Here is a 23,778-nt window from a genome sequence, read left to right on the forward strand (position 1 = left end):
TTTCGCCGCAGTTCAACGACGGCGGAAGCCGCCGCCATGGAAGCCCCCGCCCCCGTGGAAACCGCCGCCTCCCTGAAAGCCGCCACCGCCGTGGAATCCGCCTCCCTCGAAACCACCACCACCGAAGCCACCCGGGCGGTCAAAGCCACCGCCTCCGCTGCTCGGGAAATTCAGCGGCCGCTGATCGAAGGATTGACGCTCGAAGGAACGCTGGTTGCCAAGCTGTCGCCCGACATTGTCGATGGCCAGATGATCGGGCGCGCGGTCAAGCGTTCGCGCGCCTGCTCGCTGGCCGAAGTCGATCTGCTGGTTCAGGTTCTGGGCCGCATCCGGGTGCCTGGCGACAAACTGTTCGCCCGCCTTGGCCCTGTCCTGGATGGAAGGCTTGTCGACCGGCTGCCAGCCGTCCGGCGTGTGCTTCTGCCATTGCCCATCATCGCGGCGATAGACGCTTCCATCGCGCCCGGCATAGACGTCGCCGCCCTTGCCGCCGGCGACAAAGCCGTGGTTGCCGTCCGACGTGCGCCAATGCATACCGGCGCCGCCCGCGGTCGACCCGCCGGAAATGCGCGCATAGTCTGAACCATGCTTGACGGCCGCCGTGCCCCAACTCCCGTAGACATTGTGTCCGCCGCGGGCGATCGCAGCGTTGCCGGTGCGCGGGTTGTAGGCCGCGACGAAGCCCCGGTCGCCGTTCGGCCCGTAGCCGACAGCACCGCGTATATAGGTCCCGGTGCGCGGATTGTAGGCCGCACCGGCGGCGATGCCGCGATAGGGACCGTATGCATAGCCATAGCGGCCGAAGGTCCCGACAGCCGGGTTGTAGAACGCACCGACGCCATAGGTCACGGGACGGGGATAATAGGGCCAATAGCCGCCGCCGGCCCAGCCATAGTCCCAATAGTCGTCATAGTACCAGCCGGTACCGTAGACGAAAGTATCCCAGGCGAGATAGGCACCGAGATAGCCCATCGTGTAGCCGAACCAGACCGCGTCCGGTTCCGTTTCATAGATCCTCACATAGGTGGCGTTGTAGACCGGCGAGGATGGCGGGATCTTGTAGATCTCGTCGGGCACCGCCTTGGCGACGCTGAACGGTCCGGTTGGCGTATCGCCGACGAACCAGATACCGTCCTTCACCACGAAGTACTGGTCACCGACCTTGATGACGGTCTCGTTCGTGTTCACGGCGTAGGTGAGCGCGGTGCCGTCGATCTTCTCGAATTTCGGATCGCCACTATAGGTGACGTCCACCTTGACCGACCCGTCGAGCGCCACACGCGCCTTTTCGGGGATGCTTGCCTTCAGCCGCGCCTCGGCATTCTCGGACGTACCGGGAACGGATGAACGCACCGTGTAATAGGCGGCGTCCTGCGGGATGTTCTGGAAATCTTCGGGAAGCTTAGGCGTGGCAAAAGTCCACGGGCCATCGAGCGAAGAACTCGCAAACCAGCGACCGGACACGAGAATGTACCAGCTGGAATCCGCGTCGCGGTAGAAGACGTCGCTCTCGCTGTTGGTCGCAACCTTGAGTCCGGTGCCGGGTACCTGCTCGAGCTTCGGCTCACCATCGAAGACGAGCAGTTCCGACGGCTTGTCCGAATAGATGACCTTCGCTGCGGCGACCGTTTCGGCCTGCGGCGGGATTGCCGCCTTGGCATCCTTCCAGTTGTCATCGTCCGGCAACTTGCCGAGCATGTCCGGAAGCGACAATGTTGGCTGCCACCCCGAGGCGAGATCCTTCGATTGCAGCCACGCCTTGTCATTGCGCAGGTAATAGCTGCTGTCCGCATCGACCTTGAACAGGTCCCAATTGGTATTGACCGCGAAGGACAGGCCCTCGACGCCCTTGACCGGCGCGAACACCGCCTTGCCGTCGGTCTGCACCAGCACCGCCGGCTCCTTGCTGACGAAGATCGGCGGTGGGTCGGCTTTCAGCCCCTCGACATTGCCGAGCCGCTCGTAGTCGGCGAGGCTCGCCGTCAATTTGTCCTCGGAAACCGTGATCGTTCCGACCGGCATCAGCTTGCCGACCTCGAGGGAGAGATCCGCCAGTTGCTTCCGATCGAGGACGGAGAAATTGATCTCCGTCACCTTGATATCCGAAACGACGACCTGGCCGGATGCGCTGTCGGCATCGGTCTTGCCGGTCACCCCGATGACACCGTAAACCGGCTTGGCGTCGTCGGACTGCTTGTATTCGGCCGCGATCAGCGCATCGAGGTCTGTGAAGTCCTTCCACGCGTTGATCTGCGGCTGGTAGAGAGTGATGGTCGCGCCGCTGTCGGTCGTGAAGGCGCGCGGCCAACCGAGCCCCTTGGGATCGGCATCGTTCAGATACTTGCCGCTGACGAAGCCGTTCTGGCCATCGAAGCTTACCGCGCACCACGCGCCGCCATCGTCGCATTCCTTGATGTCGACTTGCGCGCCTTCCGCAATCGTGCCGAGGCTGTCGAAGCCGGTGCCCGGCCCTTCCCGGAAATTGACGGACGCGCTTGTCGTTGCGGGACCGGCCTCGGCCGGAACGGAAGCAATCGCGAACAGGGTCAGGGCCAAGGTCAATCTGCGCATTTCGTTCTCCGGCGTCTGGCAGCAATCCGAGCCGGCACCGCGCTGTCGCCCCTCGTGCAGATGGCGGGTGAGGAGCGGACATGGGACCGGTAACATCGCAGCATCCTCGGGCGCGGAAGCAACACAAGTACGTAACGGTAACGGCGGCTGTAACGGGCCGCTGAAAGGGACGGTAAGCCTCGGCCATGGCCGCCTCGGGCGGCCGCGCGATACGAGATCGATTCGCGCGCAGGCCTCGCATTTCGGCGCAATCAGGGCAATTTGCCGCATATGGAGCATGACAATTCGCGCGCTTGCATGCCGATCACGGCAGCGTCGGCCGGCTCATCCCCTGGAAAACCGGGACGGCGCCGCAAATCTCGGCGTTTTAGCCCGTAGTGATTGCATCAGGAGATTTATTCAAGCAAACTCATATGTATGAATTGACCATTCCTACGTCCGGAGGAAATGCAAGTGAACACAAAAGCCCCCAGCCAGATTGATGTCTTTGTCGGTTCCCGCGTCAGGATGCGTCGGTTGATGGCCGGGTTGAGCCAGGAAAAGCTGGCCGACGGCCTCGGGATCACATTCCAGCAGGTTCAGAAGTACGAAAAAGGCACCAACCGCATCGGCGCCAGCCGTCTTCAGGCGATCGCCGATATCCTCGGTGTGCATCCGAGCTTCTTCTTCCAGGAAGGCGACGACGCCTCTGCTCGCACCGGCGCCGGCGACACGACCCGCGAACCGAGCGAGATCTCCTCTTTCGTTTCGTCGAAGGAAGGCATCGCCCTCAACCGCGCTTTCCTGAAGATCACCGATCCGGTGCTGCGCAAGAAGATCATCTCGCTCGTCGCCGCCGTGGCCCAGACGCCTGAGACGGAAAGCAGCCGCGCAGGAACGAGCCACGCTCAGGATCTGCACGGATAAGCGTTTGCGCCCGACAGGAATGACCGGATGACATTCAGACTGCAGACCCTCGGGCGCTTGCGTCTCGTCGACAAGAACGGGCGCGAAGTGGCCTTTCCGGAGAAGGGTCTGCTCATCCTTTGCCATCTGATCGTCGGCGGATATCGCGAACAGTCGAGAAACGATATCGCCAAGCTGCTTTGGGACGAAGTCGTCCCCAGCCAGGCCTTCGTCAATCTGCGCAAGACGATCTCCCGGATCAGCGCGCGACAGGACGAACTCGGCTGCCATTTCCTGAGTTTCTCCCAATCGTCGGTCGCGCTCGACGTCGATCGGCTGCAGAGCGACCTGGACGAAATCAATCGAGACCCGGGCGATGCGCTCACCCGCTTTGAACGCGCGGCAACGACGTTCCAGGAGGACTTCCTCAAGGACCTGAAATCGCAGGGGCAAGCGCTGCATGGCTGGATCGAACGGCAGCGCGGCGAACACATGATGCTCCTGCGCGAAAGCCTCATCGCAGCCGCACCGGAAGCGACGAAGACCCATCGCAAGCTGGTCAAGGCGGCCGCAGCGCGGCTTCTCGAACGCCATCCGCTCGACGAGGATGTGCGCAAGATCCTGACCCAGGTGTTTCAGCTCGAAGGCAATCCCCTCGAAGCGAGGGCAATCGCACACGGCAATGCGCCGGCCATACCGGCCTTCGCGGAATGGCGGCCCGCTTCGTCGATCGTCACGCCGGTCTCCGAGGCGGCCGCGGACCTGCGTCCGCCACGCGTCGTGCTGCTGCCGCCGAGCAACGGAGCGATCGACAGTCCCGGCACGCTGTTTGCGAGCGCCTTGATCGAGGACGTCACCATCGGCCTTTGCGGCCTTCGTTCGGTCTCGATCATCGCCCCCTATACGGCGGCGCAGATCAGCCTCCAGGCCGACAAGGCAAATACCTACCAGAAGCATGCGATCAGCTACATCCTCGACACCCGCCTGACGGACGAAGGCAGCCGGCTCACTCTCTTCACGCAGCTGATCTTCTTTGCCAATGACGAAGTGATCTGGGCCGACCGTTTCAATCTCGACGACGACGGGCTGATGACCTCGCGGCGGGAGATTGCCCGGCAGATCGCCTATGCCATCGCCAGCCAGGTGGAGCGCAACGAGGCGCACCGGAAGACCTACGAGACCAATGTCGGCTCCTATCGCAGTTTCCTGCTGGGGCAGCGCTACCTCAAGCAGCTGAACCTTCCGGAGCTGCGGCGTGCACGCAAGAGCTTCCGTGAATCGCTGTACGAGAATTCCGACTTTGCGCCCGCGATGAGCGGGCTGGCGCGCAGCTACTTCTTCGAATGGCTATTGACGGCGCGCGGCGACAGCGAATTGCTGGCACTTGCGGAACGCCACGCACGCGAAGCAGTGGTGGCCGATGACACGCTGGCGACGGGCTACCGCGAGCTCGGCGTCGTCAAGCTCTATCTGAGACAGTTCGATGAGAGCATGGAATACCATGACAAGGCGGAGGCGCTGAGCCCGCAGCATGCCAACGTCATCGCGAGCTACGCCGACACGCTGGTGCAGGCGTCGCGGCCAGAGGGCGGCCTTCGCAAGATCCAAGCCGCGCTCGACCTTAACCCGATTGCGCCGGACGAGTATTTCTGGACCGCCGCCGGCGCCAGCTATTCGCTTGGCCAATACGAACAGGCCATCGCCTACATCGAGCGCATGCGCGATCCGACGCCCGCCGACCGGCTGTCGGCGGCAAGTTGGGGCATGCTCGGCAACAAGAAGAAGGCGCGCCAATTCGTCCGCAAGACATTCGACGTGCACCCGGATTTTAATCTCGACAAATGGATGGCCATCGTTCCCTTCAGGGAAGAGTGGCAACGAGTCCATTATTGCGAAGGCCTGCGCAAGGCAGGCTTCTGAGATCTTCGTTCAGCGAAAGCCAGGAGGGGCAAATGGCGAAAGTGGTGGTAATTGGCGTGGCGGGTGACGATCGGCTCTGGATGGCCGATCTGGATGCGGGAACGGTGACACAAATTCCGACGCCGACACAGGGGCCTCTGGCAGCGGCCAACGACCTGCGCGTCAATGGTGGCGCAACGGTGCACAAGGGTGTCAACCTCGCCGTCCTTGCGGCCTCGTCCGGCTCGGTATCCGGCGGGTTCATGGACGGCTGACGCCGACAGGTGACACAAGTCAGCGGAATTGACCGGGCGTCGGACGATTGTTTCAGCCGTTCGACACCCGGCGCTTTTTCATACAGCGATCGCGCCTGTCCGCCGGAAGAGACCCTTCGGCGCATCGAACCGTTGTTGCCGCGATTCGGTGTCAGCAGGCTTGCGCGCCTGACCGGGCTCGACAAGGTCGGAATTCCCGTCTGGAGCGCCATTTCCCCGAATGCGCGGTCGATCGTCATCAATCAAGGCAAGGGCGTCACCGACGATGACGCCAAGGTTTCGGCCGCCATGGAGGCGATCGAGCGCGCCGTCGCCTGCGCTCCACCGGTGCCAGCCAGAATGGCGACACGGCGGGCATTGTGTGAAAGCGGCGATCGGGCGCTGACACTTCCGGGATTGATCGCCACCGGCCAGCCGGATCTCGGCGACGACGAGACGATCGCCTGGCTTCGCGGCTTCGACCTCTCCGACGGAGCCACCACTTGGGTACCGCTTCAGGCGACGACCCTCGACCGGACCATCGAAGGCTGCCGGTACTGGCAATCTTCGGATGGCCTTGCCTCCGGCAACACCCGGATGGAAGCCATCCTGCACGGACTGCTCGAGCGGATCGAACGCGACGCCGAAACGCTCTGGCGCCTATTGCCCCTGAACGGCAAGCTCGGAAGTTGCATCGATCCTGCCTCGTTCGAGGATCCGATCCTCGACGCGATGGTGCGTCAAATCGAGGCCTGCGGCCTGCAATTGCGCGTCTTCGACATGACCAATGACGTCGCTATCCCCTGTTACACTGCAATCCTTGCAGATGCCGGCATCTTGAGTGCACGGCAAGCCCGGTACCACGACGTGACGATCGGACACGGAGCGCACCCGGTGGCGCGCAGAGCCGCCATCCGCGCCGTGACCGAGGCCGCCCAGTCACGCCTCACCTATATCAGCGGTGCCCGCGACGACGTTTTTCCCGACACCTTTACCCGCCCCCTCTCCCGCGAGACGCAGCGGCTGTTCGAGGCGGCCCCGCAAGAGAAAGCCCCGACGTCTGGAAACGCCGCAGGTGGGCCGCAGGGACTGCTGCGCTTCGCAATGCAACGGCTCGAGGAGGCGCGTATCCGCTCGGTTGTGGTCGTACCCCTCGTCGACGAAGGAGACATGCCATTCTCCGTCGTCAAAGTGCTCGCTCCGGACCTCGAGAACCCCGACGGGTTGCGCAAGCGCCGTTTCGGCGAGCGGGCGCTGGCACGCGCGCTGGAGGTCGGATGAAGATCGCCTTCGTCGGGCCGACCCTGCCGGACGCGCACCGCCTTGCAGCCGCCGCCATCACGGTCCTGCCGCCCGCCGTCCAGGGCGACATTCTCCGCGCGACCGAGCGCGGCGCGACGGCCATCGGCCTGATCGATGGTAATTTCGAACACGTCGCCCCGGTCTGGCACAAGGAGATCCTGTATGCACTGGCGCAAGGTGTTCAAGTATTCGGCGCGGCCAGCATGGGCGCGCTTCGCGCTGCCGAATGCGCCGCCTTCGGTATGATGGGCATCGGTGAGATCTACCGAGAGTATCTAGAAGGCGAGCGTGTGGACGATGCCGATGTCGCCCTGATCCATGGCCCGGCCGAGCTCGGATACCTGCCGCTGACCTTGCCGCTCGTCAACGTGGACATGACCCTTAGACGCCTGCGGGAGCGCCAGTTGCTTCCGGCGGATGAGATGGCGGCGATCGCTGCTGCGGCAGCCGCCGTCTTCTACAAGGAGCGCACCTGGACGACGGTCGTCGAGCACGCAGCACTTCCTCCCGGCACCAACCGCACCCGCCTCGCAGACCTGCTTGCCGCAGAATTCATCGACCAGAAACGCATCGATGCCCTGCATTTGCTCGACACACTGCACAACGCCTCCGACCAACGGGCAGTTGTGGCGCGAGATTGGGAATTCAATTCTACCAGCATGTGGAAGAGGTTGGTCGGTCAACCTGACGCTTCATCTTAAGCGCGCGGTTTTCCCATACAACGTGTGTCACGCTCATGTCACGCGCGCCGCGGCGCAGTCACGCTATGATTGACCACGCTGAACTGGATCTATCGATCCATAGGGAGCTGGGGAAAATGATGCTATCTTCATTTGCTGTACCGGTGGAAGCGGAAGACAAGGAAAAAGAGCTGCTGGCATTGGCTCGCCTTGTCACCTATGCGCGAGACTCCGCCAAGACCCTCAATGTCGAAGGTGTGCAATACTGCCTCGAGCTGGCGCTCGCATCGCTGCTCAAGGAGGCTGAGGAATACGGTGACAAGAGGGCACATCTCACCAACGAGCTGATGACTCGACCAAGCCTCGGCCGCTGCTGAGGCGGCAAGTTCCGGGCGTTCAGCGTCCAGAATTGCGGCGTCGTGAAGGATCATCCCCGTTGCCGGGGACGATGGAATGATCTGAACAACCAAATCGCTAAAAAGCCCTGTCTGCAGACGTGCAAGACAGGGCTTTTTCATTTGCCGTCTGCAAGCGATTTCATCTCTGACGATCGTGTCGTCGTGCGGCCTGCAGGGCACGGCAGTTGCGTCTTCCGTCGATCTGTCGCCGGTATCCGACATTTGACGTTCGACGCAAGAGCGCGCTCGCCAGCGCCGAAAGCAGGGGCTGGACGGAATTTCCTCGGAACGTGGCCCCGCCCGAACGTTTGCTTCGTCCATCGCAGGCAATTTAGTCCATAATTTCCATAGATATTATTGAATAAATGCCGCCACCGCGTAAGCTTGGGCCACTCGACGCAAGCGGGGATGCCATGCGCCAATTCCATTCCACGGCCGGCGACTTGTCGCAACACATTCTCTTGCGGCCAACCCAGGCGCCTGCCGGATCCCCCATCGCACCGGCCACCTCGGTGGGCTCGCCGCTCGCTCCGCCCAAAGCGCGGGTTTCGCCAACCAGCGGCGCGCACCAGGAAACAATGGAGACCATCTTGAGCCAGACCAACCCAACCCTGCCTGTCCTCGACCTTTCGCGCTTTGCGGCGGGCCACCCCGAGCGGGCAACGGCGCTCGCCGAATTGCGCAGCGTTGCCCGCTCGGTGGGCTTCTTCTACCTCGAAGGACACGGCATTCCGCAGGAAGAGATCGACGGCATCCTCTCACTTTCGCGGCGCTTCTTCGCACTGCCTGAGGATGACAAGCTGGCGATCGAGATGCGCAGGTCGCCGCATTTCCGCGGCTATAATCGCGCCGGCCTCGAATATACCCGCGGCACCCAGGACTGGCGAGAGCAGGTCGATTTCGGCCCCGAACGCCAAAGCCTCGACATCGCCTCCGGCGACGCCCCGTGGAAGCGGCTGGTCGGCCCCAATCAGTTCCCCGATGCATTGCCCGAGTTGAAGCCGGCCATCCTCGGCTATATCGAAGCCGTCACCGGACTCGGCATTCGCCTCATCGAGATCTTTTCGGAGGCACTCGGCCAGAAGCCCGATGTCTTCGGGCCGATCTATCGCGATGGTCCCAACCAGCTTCTGAAGATCATCCGCTACCCCGGCCGCGACAAGACCGAGAGCGACCAGGGGGTGGGCGCCCACAAGGACGGCGGCTTCGTCACCATCCTGCTGCAGGACGTGGTCGGCGGCCTGCAGGTCGATGACGGCACAGGCGGCTGGATCGACGCGCCGCCGAAGCGCGGCACCTTCGTCATCAATGTCGGCGAACTGCTCGAACTGGCGTCGAACGGCTACCTGCTCGCCAATATCCACCGGGTGGTCACGCCGCCGGCGGGCGGCGACCGGCTTTCCGTCGCCTTTTTCCTCGGCGCCAACCTCGCCTCGACCATTCCAGTGCTCGACCTGCCGCCGGAGCTGGCGGCGCAAGTCCGCGGCGTGACCCAGGATCCGCAGAACCCCCTCTTCCACGAGGTGGGACGCAACGTGCTGAAATCCCGGCTGCGCTCGCATCCGGATGTCGCGGCCGCGCACCACGCCGACCTCCTGGAGCAGAATGCCGCCGTACCCGCCTGATCAACCTGAGAACCGAGGAGAAATGGCATGACGATCCATCAAAAGCCGGAAGAACCCGCAATCGAGATCAAGGCACCGACCGGGCTGCGGGAGACCGGCGGGCGGCTGCATCCGGAAACCCTGGCGCTCCACGGAGGCAGCTACCGTTTTGACCCGGTAAGCGGCGCTGTCGCCGTACCGATCTACCAGACGACCTCCTATCAGTTGCCCGGCACGGATGGTGCCGACAAGCTCTTTGCGCTCGAGGCCCCGGGGCATCTCTACACCCGTGTCTCGAACCCGACCCAGGACGCCTTCGAGCAACGGCTGGCGGAAATCGAAGGCGGCGCCGCGGCACTGGCGCTCGGCTCCGGCCAGGCGGCGTCGGCTTTCGCACTGCTGAACCTTGCACGCGCCGGCGACAATATCGTCAGCGCCGCCGGTCTCTATGGCGGCACCTGGGCGCTCTTTGCCGCAACGCTGAAGAGCTTCGGCATAGAAGTGCGCTTCGTCGATGCCGCCGATCCCGAGGCCTTTGCCCGGGCAACGGACGACAGGACGCGCGCCTACTACGCCGAGTCCCTGCCAAACCCGAAGCTCGAAGTCTTCCCGATCGGCGAAGTGGCCGAAGTCGGCAAACGCTTCGGCATTCCGCTGATCGTCGACAACACCGCCGCGCCGCTGACCATCCGCCCGTTCGACCACGGCGCCGCCGTCGTCGTGTATTCGACGACCAAATATATCGGCGGTCACGGCACCTCGATCGGCGGCGCGATCATCGATAGCGGCCGCTTCCCCTGGCATGAGCACGGGGCACGGCATCCGAACTTGCACGAGCCGGACCCGAGCTACCAGGGCAAGACCTGGCTCGAAAAGGCCGCTGCGATCGCCTTCCATCCCTATATCCTGCGCGCCCGCGCGGTACTGCTGCGCGACCTCGGCGCCGCCATCAGTCCGTTGAACGCCTTCCAGTTCATCCAGGGGCTGGAGACGCTGCCGCTCAGAATCCGCCAGCACAACGAGAATGCGGTCAAGGTGGCCGAGTTCCTCCGCACCCATCCGAAGGTCGGACGCGTGATCTTCCCGAAATTCCAGGAAGGCGAGGTGAAGGCCCGCGCCGAGAAATATCTCCAAAACGGGCACTATGGGGCCCTGGTCGGCTTCGAGCTGAAGGACGGACGCGAAGCCGGACGCCGCTTCATCGACGGGCTGAAACTGCTCTACCACGTCGCCAATATCGGCGACGCGCGTTCACTTGCCATTCATCCGGCAACGACGACGCACTCACAGCTTTCGGAGGAGGACCAGCTGAAAACCGGAGTCACACCGGGTTACGTCCGGCTCTCGATCGGCATCGAACATGCCGACGACATCATCGCCGATATCCGTCAGGCGATCGACGCAGCTTGACCGCGTGCTTTCGTGCCAGCCTCCGCAGCCCCGGCCCTTGCGGCCGGGCTACGGAGGTTTCTTTTGGCGGGCGAGAAATGGCCGATCGGCCGACGATCGGTTTCGTGCCACAAATGCTCGCCCGTGGCGGCGTCCGTGAAATGCTACGCAAAGGCCGCTGAAGAACTTTGATTTTCGGCATGTCTTCGTCCTTAAATCGAGGTCGATTTAAAGAGACATGCAGTAGGAGAGATTATGAGCACGAACACCCAGATCCTGCTTGCCGCCCGGCCATCGGGTCGACCGGCGCCGAGCGATTTCCGCATCGTCGAAGCGGCAATCCCCGAGCCGGCCGAAGGCGAGGTCCTGCTGAAGATCCTCTACCTCTCGCTCGACCCCTATATGCGTGGCCGCATGAACGCCGGCAAATCCTACGCCAAACCCGTGGAGATCGGCGCGGTCATGGAAGGCGGCACGGTCGCCCGCGTCGTGCGCTCACGTCACCCGGACTTCAGCGACGGCGACTTCGTGCTCTCCCACTCCGGCTGGCAGAGCTATGCGCTCTCGCGCGGTGCGGATCTGCGCAAGCTCGATCCGTCCGCGGCGCCACTGTCGACAGCGCTTGGCATTCTCGGCATGCCCGGCTTCACCGCCTATGCGGGACTGCTGACGATCGGCCAGCCGAAGCCGGGCGAGACGGTCGTCGTGGCAGCGGCAAGCGGTGCCGTTGGCTCGGCGGTCGGTCAGATCGCCCGCATCAAGGGAGCGCGCGCAGTCGGTATCGCAGGCGGAGCGGACAAGTGTGCTTTCGTTCGCGACACGCTCGGCTTCGATGCAGCGATCGATCACCGCGCTGCGGATTTCGCCGAGCAGCTTGCCGCCGCGTGCCCCAACGGCATCGACATCTATTTCGAGAATGTCGGCGGCCATGTCTGGGACGCGGTCTTTCCGCTGCTGAACGATTTCGCCCGGGTGCCCGTCTGCGGCTTGATCGCGCACTACAACCAGGCCGGCGGTCCGCGAGCTGGCGGCGACAGGCTACCGGGCGTCATGCGTGAAGTGCTGAGCAGGAGCCTGCTGATCAGGGGCTTCATCCAGCGTGAATTCGCCGATCAGCGCCCAGCCTTCTACCAGGAGATGGCAGGCTGGATTGCGCGCCGCGAGGTTCGCTACAAGGAGGATATCGTCGATGGCATCGAGAACGCTCCGAATGCCTTCATCGGGCTGCTCGAAGGCCGCAACTTCGGCAAGCTGATTGTGCGCGTGGCCACGGAGAACTGAAAAGCCACGCCTCGCAAACGATCAGTACAGGCCGGCGAGACGGACGCCGGCCTTGCCAAGACCGTCATCGAGAAGCGCAATCAGTTCGGGCGCATAACCGCGCGCGGCGAGTTCGCTTTCTATCGACCGCGTCGCGCCAACCTTGTTCCAGTGTAAACCGTCAAGGGCGCTGGTGGCCTCTCTCGTCAGACCGAGTTGACCTGCCGCGGCTATCCGCAGGAGGTTGACGGCGCTGTCGGCGGGATTGGCGAGTTGGCGCGCACGTTTCAGCGCTTCGCGGTATCTGCCGTTGCGATAGTCTTCGAGCGCCAGTGTGAGCGCTGCGTCGCGGTGCAGATACTCGCAGCCCACTTCCGCCACCCGCGCGAGGCTCACACCCTCCGAATATTGCCCACTGACGAAGAGCAGCAGACCGAGCCGAGCGGGAATGGCGTCATCGAGCGGATTGAGCGCAGCGGCACGGCGACCGGACAAGAACGCAGCCTCCGTGTCCCCGGTGGCGAAGCGGGCCTGCATCTGCGCGATGTAGCTCTGGCTCGATTGCGGTGCGAGAGCCACGGCCTTGTCCGCCAGCTTCACCGCCCGCGCCGCTACTGTCGGCGAGGCGCTCGCCTCGCCGGTCGCCACCAGCACCATGGCGAGGCTCGCAAGCACATCGGGATCCGCCGCCTGATAGGTCACCGATTGCTCCAGGCAGGCATGGGCCGAGGCCAAGCCTTCCGGGTCGATCCGCGACACCGCGACATCGGCAAGCAGCACGCAACCGTAGCCGATCGACGGCGTCACGAGCTGCCGCGCCGCCTCCAGACTGACGATGACGCCTTCCTCTCCGGCGAGCGAGCGAGCGAGCCGAGCCAGCAGTTTTTCCTGAACTGCTTGGGCATCACCGTAGTCTATATCGGCTTTCACGGTACCCGCTCTCAGCGCCTCATTGCTTTGCGCATCGACAATCTGCCACGAGACCTGATGCTCCTTGACGTCGGCACTATACGCAACCGAGAGCCGGTATTCCTTGCTCCCCTGCAGCTTCACCTGCGGTGCTGACGCGACCCAACCGGTAACTGATGCGATATCGACGCCCGGCGCCGGCGCCAAAGTGCGGACGGCGGAAAATTGTGACAATGCATGGATCAGGTAGTCGCCAGCCTTCCTCTGCTCTTCGCCACCGGCTCCGCTGCCCGCTGGAACGTCGATGACGATCGTCGGCTTGGCGGAAAGCACTGGTTGCCATGGAAGGCGTTCAACGACGGAGAGATAGAAGGCTCCAGCCATGGCCGCGAGCCCTGTGGCAGCGGCCGCAATCACGCCGAGCGGACGACGCGGCCGTCGAACAGGGGCGGATGCGACGTCTGCCGGTTCTTCCTGTCCGCTCCCCGTTTCAGTGGGATCCGCTGCGATTTCCAAAGGGCTTCGTGCCAAACCGCTTGTCGCGAAGTGCGGAACGTAGTTTCCCTTCGGAAGCTCAATACGAAGCCTCTCCTTCTCACCAACGGTCTCATAATATTGTGTCAGCGCCGCGCGCAACCGCGAGGCTTCGACACGCACGATCGGATCGGTTGCCGGATCGAAAGAGGCCGGCCGGCCGAAAACGTCGATCGCGATCGTGTAGGCCTTGACCTGCCCCGAGCGGCCGGCGAAGAACTCGTCGACCAGGTAGCGCAGAAGCTTCCGGTGGCGTTCCGTCGCGTGAAACTGGCTATCGGCAAGAACATGGTCAAGTGCAGCGCGTGCATCACATTCAGCAACGCCACACTGAGCCGCTAGACCCGCATTTCTGGCTTCCATGACGCGCTCCCAACTACCCACAACCCCAAAGAGAGTGCAAACGCGAGACGAACTCTAAACGAGAGCTACAGTGACGAAAAGCAAAATATCGCGCCGTCACAAAACATTTTTGCAAAGGAAACGAGCCATTTGAGAGCGGGGCAAGAACTGCCAGAAAATCCCACAAAGTTCTTATAGGATTTACATGAAATGTATGAATCCAAGAAGGCTATTTGTTAATCACAACGGGCTAGGTTCGCGGCCTGAATCGATGATACAGATAGAAATTACCTCTTCTTCGATCTCGCGACAGATCAATTCATACTCCGAGATCATCGAATGATCCAGAGGATCAAGCCTACGTTGCCGGTCGAGCATCGAGCTCGCCTCTTCGTAGGCCTCGCAGAGGCTGGAAAGAGAAAGATTCTTGGCGCCCAGGAGTTGCAATTGACCGCGCAGCGCCGGGAGCTTCAGCATAAGCTTCAAAAGTCCGCGCTGGATGGCCGCGTTGGGCATTGTTTGCTACCCGCCTGATCGACAATCGATGACCTTACCGCCAACCCGACAGGTCGGCGCCATTTCTCAAGGACTATTTTCCCGGGATCGTGACGACACATCGGTCTGCTGACGCGCTCAACCAAAGCTGGCGGCGGGAGCAGACCTCTCCCTCGAAGGTTAGGGTGACGATAGCCGCTTCGTTTCGGAAGTACGTAACAGTAACTTTGCCCCGATAGTCTTGACGCCAACGAGGTGAGCGTCCGAATTTGGCCCTCGATACGGCGAGTTCCATACGCCAGCAGGGCCCCGGCATTGCCAAAGCTATCCCTGTCGACGACAGATCGGTTCGGACGCTTTGTCGAACCATAGGTCATCGTTACCGGAGCGCGGCCGAGAGGGCTGGCACCCGCCGACTGTCGTAGGCAAGTCGATCGACATCGGACGCTGACCGTAAGGGGTTGACCACCCCCTACTTCTCGAAGGCATAGATCTTGCGCCAGTCCTCTTTCATGTCGACCAGCAGCCAGTTTCTCTGTCCGGCTTCCGTCAGCGCCTTGTCCAACTTGCCGACGGGCGATTGCCGGTCATAGGCCCATTCGCGCTCCTCATCCGTATGGTGCACGATCAGGCCGAAGCGAGGGCCTGAGCCCGCCGTAACCCAGCGCAGCATTTCGTAGTCGCCGTCGGAATTGCCGGCAGCAAAGATCGGCCGCCGGCCGATGAACGTGTTGATGCCGACGGGCTTGCCCGGGCCATCGTCGATGAAGTCGATCTTGGGTTCGCGCGTCAGCACCGGCGTATCGCCGTCGAGTTCATATTTCGTCGTGATGCTGCTGCCAACGACCTGTTCGGGCGGGATGCCATACATCTGTTCGGTCATTGGCCGCATGAACTCGATGCCGCCGCCGGAGACGACATAGGTCTTGAAGCCATTGGCCCTGAGATAATCGAGCAGCTCGCGCATCGGCAGATAGGTGATCTCGTTATAGGGACGGTTGAAACGCGGGTGTCTGGCCGTCGCGAACCAATCCTTGACCGTCTTGGTAAACGCATCCGTCGTCATGCCGGCATGGGTCGCCATCACGAGTTCGACGAGGCCTTTCTCGCCGGCGGCGGCGACGCCCGCCATGTCGCCCTTCAACAGCGATGCGAACGGCTCCTTGTCCTTCCATTCCGGATGCTCCGGCGCCATGGCCTTGACGCGGTCTGCGGCGAACAGGCCCTGGAAGTAGGTCGGCTGCTCGGTCCACAGCGTGCCGTCATTATCGAAGACGGCGATGCGTTCCTCCGGCGCCACGAAGTCCGCGCCGTTCTCGCTGGTCACCCGCGTGACGAAATCGACGATGGCCGTCTTCGCCTCACCATCGTTCCAGGACGGAAGATTGTCGGCGGGCGCATCGGCCGCGACGGCGGCAGCCGGCGCCGCCAACGCGGTCGAAAGCAGGAACAGGAGACCGGCGAACCGCGATCGGCGCCGGCTTGGCGTGGCATTGGATCGCGTTGCAATTGCCGTCATCACGCATCCTCCTTGCGGGAACGATTTGAATCCTCTGAAAGGATTAGGACCGCCGAATGCAGCGAAAACCGATATGGGTGGTCGCCGCGTTTTCCTCATGCGCATGGCGCGCCGCCGGCCGGTAGCGGCGGCAATAACTGGGTGCGCAGAGATGCGAACCGCCCTTCACCACCCGGCGGGCGATGCGGATCGTCGGCTGTCTCGGATCGAAACTCGCCTCCCTGTCGCCGCCGCGTGGATTGGAAGGGATACAGCAGCTCTTTTGCGCCGGCGCCGGGTGATGGGTCGACCAGAAGTCGCTCGTCCATTCCCAGACATTGCCGATCATGTCGTAGAGGCCGTAGCCGTTCGGCGGGAAGCTTGCGACCGGCGAGGTCCGTTCGAAGCCATCGGGCCTGAGATTTTCCGTCGGGAACATGCCGTGCCAGGTGTTCGCCATGAAGCGACCTTCCGGCACCAGTTCGTCGCCCCAGGCAAATTCCGCGCCCTCGAGCCCGCCCTTTGCCGCGAACTCCCATTCCGCCTCCGTCGGCAAGTCCTTGCCCGCCCATTCCGCATAGGCCTTGGCATCGAGATAGGAAACCTGGACGACCGGATGATCGAGCTTGCCGCGGATGTTGCTCTGCCGCCCATAGGGTCGCCGCCAATCGGCGCCGAACTTGAAGTTCCACCATTGCGACGGACTGCTGCCGGAAATCCTCTTCGGCGGATCGAAGATCACCGACCCGGCGCGCATCATCTCCGGCAGTGCGCCCGGATAATCCTTGGGATCAGGCGTCTTCTCCGCCTCGGTGACATAGCCCGTCGCCTCGACGAAAGCGGCAAACTGCCGGTTGGTCACCGGCGCCACGTCGATCCAGAATCCGCCCACCGTAACCGGATGCGCCGGAGCCTCCTCCGGATAGTGCTTGTCCGAACCCATGACGAAAGTGCCGCCTTCGATCCAGATCGGCTCACGCGCACTGATCGCCGCCGGCGTTTCGTTGAGAAGCGGTCTCTTCTGCGACATGGGCATGCGGCTTCCATCTCCCCGAAGCGGCGGTTTCGACCACCAAGTCGCTGCAGGCTAACGCCATTTCCCTTCGATCCAAAGTGCGTAACCGTTACGACGACAAGCAAAACTCGCGGGCCATGGTCGAAATCGGGCAAATGCGCTTCCTGCCTGATCTTTGTTACTGTTACGTCCTTTCCAATTGACCTGATTTAACAATAAGCTCTGCCGAAATTTCATGATGACTGATGCTGCCCGAAAGGCAGAGGGAGCAGGAATTCATGGGTGCACGCGACGACATCGAGCAACTCGGCAAGCGCATCGGCGAAGCGATCGTCGGCCAGGAAGGCATGATAGAGCGGCTGCTGCTGGGCTTGCTTAGCAACGGCCACTTGCTCGTCGAGGGCCTGCCGGGGCTGGCCAAGACCCGTGCCATCAAGAGCATGGCGAAGAACCTCGACGCGGAGCTTTCGCGCATTCAGTTCACGCCCGACCTTCTGCCTGCCGACATCACCGGCTCCGAGATCTATTTTTCCGATGGCACCAAAGGCGAGTTTCGCTTTCAGGAAGGCCCCATCTTCGCCAATCTCATCCTGGCGGACGAGGTGAACCGTGCGCCGGCGAAGGTGCAATCCGCCCTGCTCGAAGCGATGGAGGAACGCCAGGTCACCATCGGTGGCAAGCGTCACACCCTGCCAGACCTGTTCCTGGTGATGGCGACCCAGAACCCGATCGAGCAGGAAGGCACCTACCCGCTGCCGGAGGCACAGCTCGACCGCTTCCTCATGCATATCCAAGTGGATTACCCCGACGCTGCGTCGGAGGCCGACATCATGCGGCTCGTGCGGTCCGAGGAAATCCACGCGAAATCCAACAATCACGCAACGGAAAAACTCGCCCAGGATTCAGTGTTTGCCGCGCGCCAGGAGATATCGGCGATCACCGTTTCCGAAGCGATCGAGAACTACATCGTCGCGCTCGTCATGGCGACCCGCTATCCCGACAAGGTCGACAAGGACCTCGCCAAATGGCTCCAGGTCGGCGTCAGCCCGCGCGGCGTCATTGGCCTCGACAAGGTCTCGCGGGCGCACGCTTGGCTGAACGGGCGTGATTTCGTGACCCCAGACGACGTGCAGGCCACCGTGCATGACGTCTTTCGCCACCGGCTGGTGCTCTCCTACGAAGGGCACGCGGGCGGCACCACCGCCAACCAGGTGATCGACCGCATCGTCGAACTCGTCGCGGTTGCCTAAGGATGGAGGTCTGTCGATGGCCATATCCCTGCCGGCTCTCGCCCGTTCCCGCGGCATCGTAAAGCCCCGCCAGGTCAATGCGACCGGCGTCTATACGTCGGTCGACACGCTCGTCAGCCTTGAAGCCATGGCCCGCGACCTGACCTTCCTGCGTAAAGCACCGGTGCGGCGACTGCTTGCCGGACGTCATGAATCGCGCATGCGCGGCCGTGGGCTCTCATTCGAAGAACTGCGCAACTATCTCCCCGGCGACGACATCCGTACCATCGACTGGCGGGTGACGGCGCGCACCGGCAAGCCGGTCGTCCGAGTCTATGACGAAGAGAAGGACCGGCCGGCGCTGATCCTCGTCGACCAGCGCATCAACATGTTCTTCGGCAGCCGCCGCGCGATGAAGTCGGTCGCGGCTGCGGAAGTCGCCGCGCTCTCGGCCTGGCGCGTGCTGGCGCGCGGCGATCGCGTCGGCGGCTTTGTCTTCGGCGACGAAGAGGTGACCGAGGTGCGCCCCTATCGCAGCCGGCAAGCGGTGATCCGCCTGGCCGACAGCATCGTTCGCCATAACACGGCACTGCAGGCCGGTTCGCACGCGCCGCATGGCGGGGAACAGCTCGACGTGGTTCTCTCCACCGTCGCCAACATTGCGCGGCACGATCACCTGATTATCGTCATCAGCGATTTCGACGGCTACAGCCTCGAAACCCGCGACATGCTCCTGAAGCTCTCGGCCCACAATGATGTGATCTCCGTTCTCATCTACGATCCGTTCCTGCTCGAACTGCCCCGCAAGGGCGACATCGTCTTCAGCGGCGGGCTGCTTCAGGCCGAAGTCCAATTCGGCCACGGCAATGTTCGCGAGGCCATCGACAGCTTCGCCAGAAAGCGCGGGCGGGCGCTGCGCGCCTGGCAGGAGGAGCTCGGTCTGCCGATGTTGCCGATTTCGGCAGCCGAGGAAGTCGCGCCGCAACTACGCACCATGCTCGGCCAGCTCGCCAGCCGGCAGCGGAGGCGATAGCGATGGCGACGGCAGCCCCAGCAAAAGATCCGTTGCTCGAGGCAACCCTTCGAGAGCTTGCGGACATCGCCATGCCCAAGCCTGTCTCGATGATGCCGCAGACCGTGGCATGGGCGGTTCTCGGCTGCGTCATACTCCTGCTGATCGCCTTCGCCTGCTGGCACTGGTACCGGCGTTGGGAGACCAATCGGTACCGTCGCGAAGCGCTCGCCGACCTCAAGGAGATCGAACGACGGCTGACCGCCCCCCCCACCCGTGGCGAAGCGCTCGTCGCCCTGCCCGTCCTCCTGAAGCGCACCGCCTTGGTGCTCTGGCCGCGCGAAACAATAGCCGGGCTCCACGGCACGGGCTGGACGGCTTTCCTCGATATCCATTCCGGCGGCCCCGTGTTTCCGATCGCCTCGGCGCGCTTCTTCGAGGAGGCCGAATATCGCGGCAGCGCAGCGCTTTGCGCGGTTCCGGAGCCGGAAGCGCAGGCCTATGTTGCCGCGGCACGTCACTGGATCGAGGCACACCATGTACGTGCTTGATCATGCCTGGGTGCTGATCCTCCTGCCGCTGCCCTTCCTCGTCTGGTGGCTGCTTCCGCCCTACCGCGAGCAATCGGCCGCCGTCAGAATACCTTTCTTCAAGGATATTACCGCCGCCGCAAATCTCGGTCCGACCGAAGGCTCGGTCGTTCCGAGAACCAATCTCGGCCAGAAGGTGATTGCGCCGATCTGCTGGACTTTGATCGTGCTGGCGCTGGCGCGCCCGCAATATGTCGAGCCCCCGATCGAGAAGACCGAGCCGCAGCGCGACCTGATGCTGGCGATCGATCTCTCGCAGTCAATGGATACGCGGGACTTTCGCGCTCCCTCCGGCGAACTGCAGACCCGGGCAGAGGCGGTTCACAAGGTGGTCGCCGATTTCATCGACCGGCGGCCGAATGATCGGCTCGGCCTGATCGCCTTCGGCGACGCACCTTATCCGCTGGTGCCGTTCACGCTCGACCACGCGACCGTCAAGCTGATGCTGGCCGACAGCCTGCCCGGCATGGCCGGTCCGCGCACCGCGGTCGGCGACGCGATCGGCCTCGCGATCAAGATGTTCGACGCCAGCACCGCGCCGGACAAGGTGATGATCCTCCTGACCGACGGCAACGACACCGCCAGCAAGATGCCGCCCGACAAGGCCGCCGGCATCGCCGCCGACAGACAGGTGGTGATTCACACCGTCGGCATCGGCGACCCCAATGCAGAAGGCGAGCAGAAGCTCGACACGGCAACCCTCCAGGGCATCGCCGAGACGACGAAGGGCCGCTATTTCTTCGGTCAGGACCAGGCGAGCCTGCAGAACATCTACGAACTGCTCGACCAGTTGACACCGGCCAATCAGAAGACGCTGTCCTGGCGACCGCGCATCGAACTGTTCCACTACCCACTTGGCGCAGCACTGCTGATCGTCCTCGCCTATCACGCCATCATGTGGCTTCTCTCTTCGCTTGCCGAGCGTCGCCGGCGGCAGGAGGCAGCGCCATGATCTCGGATTTCCACTTCCTGAGACCGCTCTGGCTGCTGGCACTGGTCGCCGCCCCTCTGCTCATCTACCTCGTCAGCCGGCGAGGAGATGTCCGCTCGCAATGGCAGGGCATGATCGCGCCGCATCTGCTCGATCACCTGTTGGTCGAAAAGGGCGGCAAGCGGCGCCTCCAACCCGTTCACATCACGGCGGCGCTGATCGCCGTAGCGGCCATCGCCGCCGCTGGGCCGACCTGGCAGCGCGAGCGCCCACCCTTCGTCGAGGACACCGCGCCGCTGGCAATCGCCATTGACCTCAATCCGACCATGAATGCGACGGACATCTCTCCGACGCGGCTCGAACGGGCCAAGCTCAAGGTCCAGGATATCCTTAGCCTCAGAAAGGGCTCGCGCACCGCGCTCTTCGCCTATGCCGGCTCCGCCCATATGGTGCTGCCGCTCAGCGACGATGCAGCGCTGGTCAAGACCTATCTCGCCGCCCTCTCGCCTCAGATCATGCCGGTCGACGGCAAGGATACGGCAAAGGCCCTGCAGGAAGTCGAGAAGGCTCTGGCCAATGAAACCGTTCCCGGCACGATCCTGTTCATGACCGACGGGGTCGAGCGCGCCGCCTTTCAGGCGTTCAGCCGGTACAAGGGCCGCAACGCCCTGATGGTGCTCGGTATCGGCACGGCCGAAGGCGGGCCGGTGAAGACCGCCGACGGCGGGTTCCTGACCGACCCGACGGGCGCTCACGTTCGCTCCAAGCTCGATGTCGACGGCCTCAAGGCGTTGCAGTCCGCGTCCGAGGCCGAGGTCGCGACCGTCACGGCCGACGATGCCGACGTGCGCTGGATCGTCAGGCGTATCCAGACCAACTTTGCCGCAAAGACCGCCGAGGGGCTGACCCGCTGGCACGATGCCGGCTGGTGGCTGACGATCCCGATCGCCGTCTTCGGTCTGTTCTGGTTCCGGCGCGGCTGGACCGTGCGCTGGGCAGTCTATCTGGTCGCCGTCGCCCTGCTTACGGGCAATGAACGGGCGCAGGCCGCCGATGACCGCTTCCTCGATCTCTGGCTGACGCCGGACCAGCAGGGCCGTCGCGCCTTCGAGCAAGGTGACTTCCCGGGCGCGGCTGAAAAGTTCGCCGATCCCGACTGGCGCGGGGCGGCACTCTATCGTGCCGGTCGTTTCCAGGACGCGATCGACGCCTTCGCTGAGACCGATACGGCCGAAAGCTACTACAACCAGGGCAACGCCCTCATGCACCTTGGGAAGGCGGAAGAGGCGATCGCTGCCTATGAGCAGGCATTGAACCGCCGCCCCGACTGGCCCGACGCGAAAAGGAACCTGGCGGCTGCCGAAAAGTTCAAGGCCGACAAGGACAAGCAGGAACAGGACGAGCAACAGGAACAGGCGGGTATCGACCCCGATCAGGTACAGTTCGACGACCAGGGGAAGAAGGGCACGGACGCGACGATCCAGGGTGGACCGCAGACGGCGGACATGTGGATGCGCAACATCCAGGTCTCGCCCGCCGAGCTGCTCGCCCGCAAATTTGCGATCGAGGCGAAGGAGGCGACACCGTGAGCGCCTCGTCCAATTTGCCTCGGCTGCTCGCCTGGCTCGTCGGCCTGTCGCTCTGGTTCGCCGGCAACGCGCTCGCCGCGAACCCCTTCGCGCGCGCCACGCTCGCAACCGAGGGGACGATTTATGCCGGGCAGCAGGTAGAGATCGACATCGACGTCTTCGTGCCGAACTATTTCCTGGCGCCGCCGCAATTTCCTTTGTTCGATCTCCCGGGTGCGGTGGTCACCATGCCCGACGACCGTGGCATGAACCTCAATGAGACTGTTGATGGCGAGGCCTTTTCCGGCATCCGCAAGACCTATGTGATCACGCCACAGGCAGCGGGTCACTATGCCCTGCCGACGATCGTGATCCCCTTCGGCTATGCCGCCGTGCCCGGCCAGACGACACAAGGCAAGGTGGCGGTACCACGGCTCAAATTTACCGTTGCTGCGGTTCCCGGAGGCGCCGCCGGTGCGCCCGGTGTCACCGCCGGGGAAATAACGATCACGCAGACATTCGACCGGGACGCGGCCGGCCTGCATGCGGGTGATGCGCTCGTGCGCACGGTCACCACCCGCGCGACCGGCCTGGCTCCGATGATGATCCCCGAACCGACCTTCGAAGCGCCCGAGGGCGTCAAGATTTATCGGGACGATCCGGTGCTCTCGGAGGAGCGCACGCCACGCGGCGATGTTGCCGCGGGACTGCGCAAGGACACCGTAACCTATGTCTTTGCGGTGCCGGGAACCTTCTCGCTGGCGGCGATTACACTGGAATGGTTCAACCCCGCGACCGGAAAAGCCGAAACGGCCGAGGCCGACGGAGCGAAGGTCGTGGTCGGCGCGGCACCGGCAACGGAAGTTGCCCTTGCGCCGCCCCCGCCGCCGCGCGCCGAGGAACCAATTGATTGGCTGTGGTGGACGTCTGCCGTGGCCGCCGTCCTCGCATTTGCCTTATTGGTCCAGCTTGCCGCCAATCTGGCTGGCCGGCTGGAAAGCTGGATCGGTGCGGCGCTCTTGCGCAAAGCGCAATCAGAGGAGACGGCCTTCCGACACGTTCTCGATGCCTGCCGCGACCACGACAGGACACGGCTGGAATCGGCGCTCGATAAATGGTCGCGCAAGACCGGCAACGTGCCGCTTGCGAAATGGCTGGATCGGTTTGCCGATCCGGAGACGCGAAGCGCCTTTGCTCGCCATCGGCAGAGCCGCTACGGCACTGCGCAATCAAAACACGAGCGCTCCGATTTCGCCCGTCTGCGAAGTGGGTTGAAGTCGGCCCGGCGACGTTGGCTGGATGAGTTCTCCGACGATGGCGGCGAAGCGGCCGATGAATTGCCCGAACTCAACCCGGTGTTCGACAGTACGTTGCGGAAGAGCCGCTGAGGCCCCACGCGTCGCCTCCGTCACA

20 protein-coding genes are annotated in these 23,778 nt (G+C 63.3%); 15 read left to right on the forward strand and 5 right to left on the reverse strand.

Annotated elements, in window-relative coordinates; translation table 11 throughout:
* Positions 1-12 precede the first annotated feature (12 nt).
* Positions 13-2,571, reverse strand: coding sequence for an SH3 domain-containing protein (locus ACQ5BM_RS32645; protein ID WP_429820118.1), 2,559 nt, complete (start codon positions 2,569-2,571; stop codon positions 13-15).
* 453 nt (positions 2,572-3,024) lie between these two features.
* Between ACQ5BM_RS32645 and ACQ5BM_RS32650 the strand changes: the two genes are divergently transcribed.
* The 9 genes from ACQ5BM_RS32650 (at position 3,025) to ACQ5BM_RS32690 (ending at position 12,263) form a co-directional block, all read left to right on the forward strand.
* Complete coding sequence (locus ACQ5BM_RS32650; RefSeq protein WP_429820120.1) at positions 3,025-3,477, forward strand: helix-turn-helix domain-containing protein; 453 nt, start codon at positions 3,025-3,027, stop codon at positions 3,475-3,477.
* Between the two features lie 27 nt (positions 3,478-3,504).
* Positions 3,505-5,376, forward strand: a complete 1,872-nt coding sequence (locus ACQ5BM_RS32655) for an SARP family transcriptional regulator (protein WP_429820122.1) — start codon at positions 3,505-3,507, stop codon at positions 5,374-5,376.
* Between the two features lie 32 nt (positions 5,377-5,408).
* Complete coding sequence (locus tag ACQ5BM_RS32660; RefSeq protein ID WP_429820124.1) at positions 5,409-5,630, forward strand: hypothetical protein; 222 nt, start codon at positions 5,409-5,411, stop codon at positions 5,628-5,630.
* A 27-nt stretch (positions 5,631-5,657) separates the two neighbouring features.
* Positions 5,658-6,890: a YcaO-like family protein gene (locus ACQ5BM_RS32665; RefSeq protein ID WP_429820195.1), complete on the forward strand. Its 1,233-nt coding sequence runs from the start codon at positions 5,658-5,660 to the stop codon at positions 6,888-6,890.
* The gene (locus ACQ5BM_RS32670; RefSeq protein WP_429820126.1) at positions 6,887-7,612 is read left to right on the forward strand and encodes a TfuA-like protein; all 726 of its coding nucleotides are present in this window, start codon (positions 6,887-6,889) and stop codon (positions 7,610-7,612) included. The genes ACQ5BM_RS32665 and ACQ5BM_RS32670 overlap by 4 nt, the downstream gene beginning before the upstream one ends.
* Positions 7,613-7,677: 65 nt before the next feature.
* The gene (locus ACQ5BM_RS32675) at positions 7,678-7,968 is read left to right on the forward strand and encodes a hypothetical protein (protein ID WP_429820128.1); all 291 of its coding nucleotides are present in this window, start codon (positions 7,678-7,680) and stop codon (positions 7,966-7,968) included.
* A gap of 599 nt (positions 7,969-8,567) precedes the next feature.
* Entirely contained in the window at positions 8,568-9,614 is a 1,047-nt protein-coding gene (locus tag ACQ5BM_RS32680) for an isopenicillin N synthase family dioxygenase (protein ID WP_429820130.1), read from the forward strand.
* 27 nt (positions 9,615-9,641) lie between these two features.
* Complete coding sequence (locus ACQ5BM_RS32685; protein WP_429820132.1) at positions 9,642-11,003, forward strand: O-acetylhomoserine aminocarboxypropyltransferase/cysteine synthase family protein; 1,362 nt, start codon at positions 9,642-9,644, stop codon at positions 11,001-11,003.
* 234 nt (positions 11,004-11,237) lie between these two features.
* Entirely contained in the window at positions 11,238-12,263 is a 1,026-nt protein-coding gene (locus tag ACQ5BM_RS32690; protein ID WP_429820134.1) for an NADP-dependent oxidoreductase, read from the forward strand.
* 21 nt (positions 12,264-12,284) lie between these two features.
* Here the strand turns inward: ACQ5BM_RS32690 and ACQ5BM_RS32695 are convergent, their stop codons facing one another.
* The 4 genes from ACQ5BM_RS32695 to ACQ5BM_RS32710 all read right to left on the reverse strand — a co-directional run bounded on the left by ACQ5BM_RS32695 (position 12,285) and on the right by ACQ5BM_RS32710 (position 17,050).
* Positions 12,285-14,048, reverse strand: a complete 1,764-nt coding sequence (locus tag ACQ5BM_RS32695) for a tetratricopeptide repeat protein (protein ID WP_429820137.1) — start codon at positions 14,046-14,048, stop codon at positions 12,285-12,287.
* Between the two features lie 219 nt (positions 14,049-14,267).
* Positions 14,268-14,543: a hypothetical protein gene (locus tag ACQ5BM_RS32700; protein ID WP_334198018.1), complete on the reverse strand. Its 276-nt coding sequence runs from the start codon at positions 14,541-14,543 to the stop codon at positions 14,268-14,270.
* Positions 14,544-14,994: 451 nt separating this feature from the next.
* Entirely contained in the window at positions 14,995-16,041 is a 1,047-nt protein-coding gene (locus ACQ5BM_RS32705) for an HAD family hydrolase (protein WP_429820139.1), read from the reverse strand.
* A 43-nt stretch (positions 16,042-16,084) separates the two neighbouring features.
* Positions 16,085-17,050, reverse strand: a complete 966-nt coding sequence (locus ACQ5BM_RS32710; protein WP_429820142.1) for a formylglycine-generating enzyme family protein — start codon at positions 17,048-17,050, stop codon at positions 16,085-16,087.
* A 263-nt stretch (positions 17,051-17,313) separates the two neighbouring features.
* On the opposite strand from ACQ5BM_RS32710, the gene ACQ5BM_RS32715 reads away from it, so the two are divergent.
* From ACQ5BM_RS32715 to ACQ5BM_RS32740, 6 genes are read left to right on the forward strand one after another with little or no spacing between them, the layout of a single operon-like run.
* A complete protein-coding gene (locus ACQ5BM_RS32715) occupies positions 17,314-18,285 on the forward strand; it encodes an AAA family ATPase (RefSeq protein ID WP_429820144.1) in 972 nt (323 codons plus the stop codon).
* A 16-nt stretch (positions 18,286-18,301) separates the two neighbouring features.
* Entirely contained in the window at positions 18,302-19,297 is a 996-nt protein-coding gene (locus ACQ5BM_RS32720) for a DUF58 domain-containing protein (RefSeq protein ID WP_429820146.1), read from the forward strand.
* Positions 19,298-19,299: 2 nt separating this feature from the next.
* Positions 19,300-19,827, forward strand: coding sequence for a DUF4381 domain-containing protein (locus tag ACQ5BM_RS32725; RefSeq protein WP_429820148.1), 528 nt, complete (start codon positions 19,300-19,302; stop codon positions 19,825-19,827).
* Positions 19,814-20,818 (forward strand): vWA domain-containing protein, encoded by a 1,005-nt coding sequence (locus ACQ5BM_RS32730; protein WP_429820150.1) that lies wholly within the window; start codon positions 19,814-19,816, stop codon positions 20,816-20,818. The genes ACQ5BM_RS32725 and ACQ5BM_RS32730 overlap by 14 nt, the downstream gene beginning before the upstream one ends.
* A complete protein-coding gene (locus ACQ5BM_RS32735; protein WP_429820152.1) occupies positions 20,815-22,386 on the forward strand; it encodes a VWA domain-containing protein in 1,572 nt (523 codons plus the stop codon). Before ACQ5BM_RS32730 ends, ACQ5BM_RS32735 begins: the two co-directional genes overlap by 4 nt.
* Positions 22,383-23,753 (forward strand): BatD family protein, encoded by a 1,371-nt coding sequence (locus ACQ5BM_RS32740; protein ID WP_429820154.1) that lies wholly within the window; start codon positions 22,383-22,385, stop codon positions 23,751-23,753. Before ACQ5BM_RS32735 ends, ACQ5BM_RS32740 begins: the two co-directional genes overlap by 4 nt.
* Positions 23,754-23,778 lie beyond the last annotated feature (25 nt).

It is taken from the genome of Ensifer sp. B1-9 (assembly GCF_050474445.1).
GTDB lineage: Bacteria > Pseudomonadota > Alphaproteobacteria > Rhizobiales > Rhizobiaceae > Ensifer.

What these genes read in the sequence shown, in the direction of transcription:
- ACQ5BM_RS32645 (WP_429820118.1), bottom strand. Translation starts at nt 2,571, where the DNA reads ATGCGCAGATTGACCTTGGCCCTGACCCTGTTCGCGATTGCTTCCGTT.
- ACQ5BM_RS32655 (WP_429820122.1), top strand. Translation starts at nt 3,505, where the DNA reads ATGACATTCAGACTGCAGACCCTCGGGCGCTTGCGTCTCGTCGACAAG.
- ACQ5BM_RS32660 (WP_429820124.1), top strand. Translation starts at nt 5,409, where the DNA reads ATGGCGAAAGTGGTGGTAATTGGCGTGGCGGGTGACGATCGGCTCTGG.
- ACQ5BM_RS32670 (WP_429820126.1), top strand. Translation starts at nt 6,887, where the DNA reads ATGAAGATCGCCTTCGTCGGGCCGACCCTGCCGGACGCGCACCGCCTT.
- ACQ5BM_RS32675 (WP_429820128.1), top strand. Translation starts at nt 7,678, where the DNA reads ATGATTGACCACGCTGAACTGGATCTATCGATCCATAGGGAGCTGGGG.
- ACQ5BM_RS32680 (WP_429820130.1), top strand. Translation starts at nt 8,568, where the DNA reads ATGGAGACCATCTTGAGCCAGACCAACCCAACCCTGCCTGTCCTCGAC.
- ACQ5BM_RS32685 (WP_429820132.1), top strand. Translation starts at nt 9,642, where the DNA reads ATGACGATCCATCAAAAGCCGGAAGAACCCGCAATCGAGATCAAGGCA.
- ACQ5BM_RS32690 (WP_429820134.1), top strand. Translation starts at nt 11,238, where the DNA reads ATGAGCACGAACACCCAGATCCTGCTTGCCGCCCGGCCATCGGGTCGA.
- ACQ5BM_RS32695 (WP_429820137.1), bottom strand. Translation starts at nt 14,048, where the DNA reads ATGGAAGCCAGAAATGCGGGTCTAGCGGCTCAGTGTGGCGTTGCTGAA.
- ACQ5BM_RS32700 (WP_334198018.1), bottom strand. Translation starts at nt 14,543, where the DNA reads ATGCCCAACGCGGCCATCCAGCGCGGACTTTTGAAGCTTATGCTGAAG.
- ACQ5BM_RS32705 (WP_429820139.1), bottom strand. Translation starts at nt 16,041, where the DNA reads ATGACGGCAATTGCAACGCGATCCAATGCCACGCCAAGCCGGCGCCGA.
- ACQ5BM_RS32710 (WP_429820142.1), bottom strand. Translation starts at nt 17,050, where the DNA reads ATGTCGCAGAAGAGACCGCTTCTCAACGAAACGCCGGCGGCGATCAGT.
- ACQ5BM_RS32715 (WP_429820144.1), top strand. Translation starts at nt 17,314, where the DNA reads ATGGGTGCACGCGACGACATCGAGCAACTCGGCAAGCGCATCGGCGAA.
- ACQ5BM_RS32720 (WP_429820146.1), top strand. Translation starts at nt 18,302, where the DNA reads ATGGCCATATCCCTGCCGGCTCTCGCCCGTTCCCGCGGCATCGTAAAG.
- ACQ5BM_RS32725 (WP_429820148.1), top strand. Translation starts at nt 19,300, where the DNA reads ATGGCGACGGCAGCCCCAGCAAAAGATCCGTTGCTCGAGGCAACCCTT.
- ACQ5BM_RS32730 (WP_429820150.1), top strand. Translation starts at nt 19,814, where the DNA reads ATGTACGTGCTTGATCATGCCTGGGTGCTGATCCTCCTGCCGCTGCCC.
- ACQ5BM_RS32735 (WP_429820152.1), top strand. Translation starts at nt 20,815, where the DNA reads ATGATCTCGGATTTCCACTTCCTGAGACCGCTCTGGCTGCTGGCACTG.